Genomic DNA, 4,215 nt, shown 5'->3' with positions numbered 1-4,215 from the left:
ATAGTGGATTAATCGGTAAACCAGGTGAACAATCATACAGTTAACCACTAGCTGATCATTTAACTAATTCAATTGGCCAATAGGCTAACTGATAAATTAATTTTGAGGTATTTTTTATGAAGTTGAGCGAGTTGACCACTAACCTGGAAGTAAAAGAAATTATTGGCGATTTAGATTTAGATATAAAAGGGATTTATCACAACTCTCGAGAAATAAAGAGAGATTTTTTATTTATATGTATAAAAGGCTTTACCTTTGATGGACATAATTTTATTGACGATGCCCTGAATAGGGGGGCTTCTACTCTGGTTGTAGAAAAAGAGGTTCCTCTACGGCCGGGCATTACTATAATAAGGGTAAGTGATAGCCGAAAAGCTCTAGCCTTTTTAGCGAATAAATTTTACGGTTTCCCTTCGAGAAATTTAAAGTTGATTGGAGTGACCGGTACAAATGGTAAAACCACCATTACTTACATGTTAAGAACAATTTTTCAGGAAGCAGGTTTTAAGACCGGACTCCTGGGTACCGCTCAAAATATAGTAGGCGATAACATCAACTTATCTCGGATGACTACCATGGAATCAGTAGATTTACAGAGGACGCTTAAAGAAATGGTGGAACAAAAGAATCGTTATTCTGTAATGGAAGTATCTTCTCATGCCTTGCAATTATCCCGCGTTGAAGGATGCGATTTTGATGTAGCCATCTTTACTAATATCAGCAAGGAACATTTCGAAATTCATAAAAACTTTTCTAATTATTTAAATGCCAAAAAAAAATTATTTTTAAGCCTAAATAACAGCAGGAAAGAAGCTTCCCAAAAATTTGCCGTAATTAATGTTGACGAAGAGCACAGCAGAGAATTTTTAGATTGCAACCGGGTTAATTTAATGACCTACGGAATAGAAAAAGAAGCCAGGGTTAAAGCCAGGAAAATAAAAATAGAGCTTAAGAGTTTGTCCTTTGCGGTGGAAACACCGGTTGGCCAAAGCGAGATATCATTAAATTTTGGAGGAAAATACAACGTATATAATGCTTTGGCAGCTATAGCAACGGCGATTACCCAAGGTATTCCCCTTAATTTAATTTCCAGAGCTTTAAGTAAATTTTCCGGAGCTCCCGGGAGATATAAACTACTTGAATATGGTCAGAATTATACTATTATTATCGATTTTGCCCATAATTATCATGGCTTAGGGAATATATTAAAAAATTTACGCTCTTTTACCCATCGCAACCTGATTACTATATTTGGACATGGAGGAGAGAAATATAATAGGGTTAGGGTAACTATGGGAGAAGTGATTGGGAGATATAGTGATTATAGTATAATAACTGCAGATAATCCTAAAAGTGAAGACCCCATGGAAATAGCCCAAGAGATAGAGAGAGGAGTTAAAAAAACAGCTAAAGATTATATTATTATTACTGACCGAGTGAAAGCGATAAAACATGCATTAGAAAAGGCTCAGGAAGGAGATATCGTGTTAATAGCCGGGAAGGGACCAGAGAATGAGCAGATTTATCATAATAGAGTCATACATCATAATGACGAAGAAGTAGTGAGGAATATTTTAACAGGGAGATAAGAGATTGGAAAATTGTGAAATTAAAGAGTTGGTAAAAGTAATCTCGGGAAAGATAATCCAGGGAAACCAGCATTGCGTGATAAACAGATTTTCTATAGATAGCCGAACGCTCAATTCCGGCGATCTATTTTTTGCTCTCATGGGACCCAATTTCGATGGACATAATTTTATTTTTGAAGCTTTTAATAAAGGAGCAGTTGGAGCAGTGGTCTGTAAAGATATGAACACTTTATTACAAAATAAGCTTATAGATAAAGATAAGATTATTATAGAAGTAAAAGATACTCTTTCCGCTCTGCAGGATTGGTCTAAGTATTATAAGGATAAATTTAAAACTTTTAATATAGTTATAACCGGCAGCAACGGAAAAACCACTACTAAAGAAATGATTGCTCATATTTTGTCTCTGAAGTTTCCTCTTTTAAAAACTTCCGGAAATTATAATAACGAGATCGGAATTCCCCTCACCATGCTCCAGCTTAATAAATCACATAAGTTATTAGTAGTAGAGATGGGGATGAGAGGTTTGGGTGAAATAAAAACTCTTACCGATTTTATTCATCCTGACTTAGCTGTGATTACTAATATAGGAGAAGCTCATCTCGGCCTATTAGGCTCAAAAGAGAATATTTTTAAGGCTAAATCAGAATTATTACAATCATTGGATAAAGATGGTATAGCCATTCTAAACCGAGACGACCCTTATTTTTCTAAGATGTCGGGGGTAGTTAAAGGAAAGAAAGTATATACTTTTGGTATTGAGAATAAGAGTGATGTTTTGGCTTCTCATGTCAGGATGGTCAGTGACAAGGGAATGAAATTTCTCTTTGAAGTACAGAATGGCAAGAGCAGAGAAATATTTTTTCCCTTATTGGGAAGATATAATGTTTATAATGCCTTGGCTGCTTCGGCTACTGCTTTGGCGCTGGGAACAGGATTAGATTTAATTGAAAGGGGATTATCTTCTTTTAAACCGTTAGACCTGCATATGCAATTAAATAATTTTAACAAGGGCATTACCATACTAAATGATTCCTATAATGCGAGTCCCTTATCTGTAAAAAATGCTTTGGAAACTTTTACCCAAGCTGCGCAAAAACATAGAAAAATAGCTATTTTAGGAGATATGCTGGAATTGGGAGAAAAAGCCGACTTCTATCACTGGGAAATAGGAAAAGAAGTGGTAAAATTATCAATTGATATACTGATAACTGTTGGTAAGAAAGGAAAGATCATTGCTCAATCTTCCCAAAAAGAAGGAATAGCCAAAGAAAAGATATTTTCTTTCGAGAAAAATGAGAAGCTATCTTTGGTAAAGAAGTTGTTGAGTCTGACCAAGTCCGGAGATTTTATTCTCTTAAAAGGTTCTCGAGAAATGAAAATGGAAGAGATTTTAGAATTATGGCAAAAAGAATATCAAAAAAATAGCCCTGCCTAAGGAGGAGATAATGATCTATTGGTCCTTAATCTTATTAGTTTCTTTTATAATTCCGATTATTGCTTTGCCTTTTTTTATCAAATACCAAAAAAAACATAATATTGGACAGAAAATACGCCAGGAGGGTCCTGATCTTCATCAACATAAAATGGGAACACCTACCATGGGAGGAGTCATTATTATCCTTGTTCTGGGAATAATAATATTATTCTTGATTCCATACCAAAAATATGTTTTATGGTCATTAGTTGCTACTGTCGGTTTTGGTTTTATCGGATTAATTGATGATCTAATAAAATTTATTAATAAAAGATCATTAGGGCTTCTGACTATGCAAAAATTTTCCCTTCAAATTGTTTTTGCTTTGATAGTGGCTTACTTTATTCAACAAAATACTGATTTAGGTACAGAAATTTATCTTCCTTTTATAAAAAATAATTTAGATTTAGGGATCATGTTTGTACCTTTTGTGGTTTTAGTGATGGTTAGCGCGGTTAATGCAGTTAATTTATCAGATGGCCTGGATGGCTTAGCGACTGGATTAATTATTATCGCTATGTTAAGTTTTGCTTTCATTGCCTATATCCAAAATATATTGCCCATGAGCCTCTTTACTCTGATAGTTGGCTTTACCTCTTTTGGTTTTTTGATCTATAATTTTTATCCCGCGCGGATATTTTTAGGGGACGTAGGGTCTTTGGCTTTAGGTGGAGCGCTTGCTTCGGCAGCAATTTTTACCAGGACAGAATTGATTTTAGTGATAATAGGCGGAGTATTTGCGATTGAAACCTTATCGGTGATACTTCAGATTATTTCGGTAAAATTAAGGGGAAAAATAATGTTTAAGATGAGTCCTATTCATCATCATTTTGAGCTTTGTGGTTGGAAAGAACCTAAGATTATTATCAGGTTTTGGATAACCGGATGTATTTTTGCGCTTATTGGGATAGCAAGTTTATTACCGAGCTTAACATGAAAACCGTAAATAAGTAAGCAACTTGCCTGTTAACTGATTGAACTTATTAAAAATAAAAACTTAAGCATGAGGTACTATTTGAAATGTTAATAGAAAAAAAATCTCCCGATTTATGGCTTTTTATCGTAGTAATTTTACTGATAGCTATTGGCTTATGTATGGTTTTTAGTTCAAGTTATATTATGGCCTATAAATGGTACGAAGATAGTTAT

At 34.4% G+C, this 4,215-nt stretch carries 4 protein-coding genes; all 4 read left to right on the top strand.

Features of this window, described 5'->3' with window-relative positions:
- Window positions 1-95 precede the first annotated feature (95 nt).
- Entirely contained in the window at window positions 96-1,589 is a 1,494-nt protein-coding gene (locus ENO17_04580; GenBank protein ID HER24310.1) for a UDP-N-acetylmuramoyl-L-alanyl-D-glutamate--2,6-diaminopimelate ligase, read from the top strand.
- Between the two features lie 4 nt (window positions 1,590-1,593).
- Complete coding sequence (locus ENO17_04575; GenBank protein HER24309.1) at window positions 1,594-3,027, top strand: UDP-N-acetylmuramoyl-tripeptide--D-alanyl-D-alanine ligase; 1,434 nt, start codon at window positions 1,594-1,596, stop codon at window positions 3,025-3,027.
- A gap of 10 nt (window positions 3,028-3,037) precedes the next feature.
- Window positions 3,038-4,003, top strand: coding sequence for a phospho-N-acetylmuramoyl-pentapeptide-transferase (locus tag ENO17_04570; protein ID HER24308.1), 966 nt, complete (start codon window positions 3,038-3,040; stop codon window positions 4,001-4,003).
- A gap of 83 nt (window positions 4,004-4,086) precedes the next feature.
- A partial coding sequence (locus tag ENO17_04565) for a stage V sporulation protein E (protein HER24307.1) occupies window positions 4,087-4,215 on the top strand: 129 nt, incomplete at its 3' end.

Source organism: Candidatus Atribacteria bacterium (assembly GCA_011056645.1).
GTDB lineage: Bacteria > Atribacterota > Phoenicimicrobiia > Phoenicimicrobiales > Phoenicimicrobiaceae > Sediminicultor > Sediminicultor quartus.
This window is presented reverse-complemented; position numbering and strand designations above follow the sequence as displayed.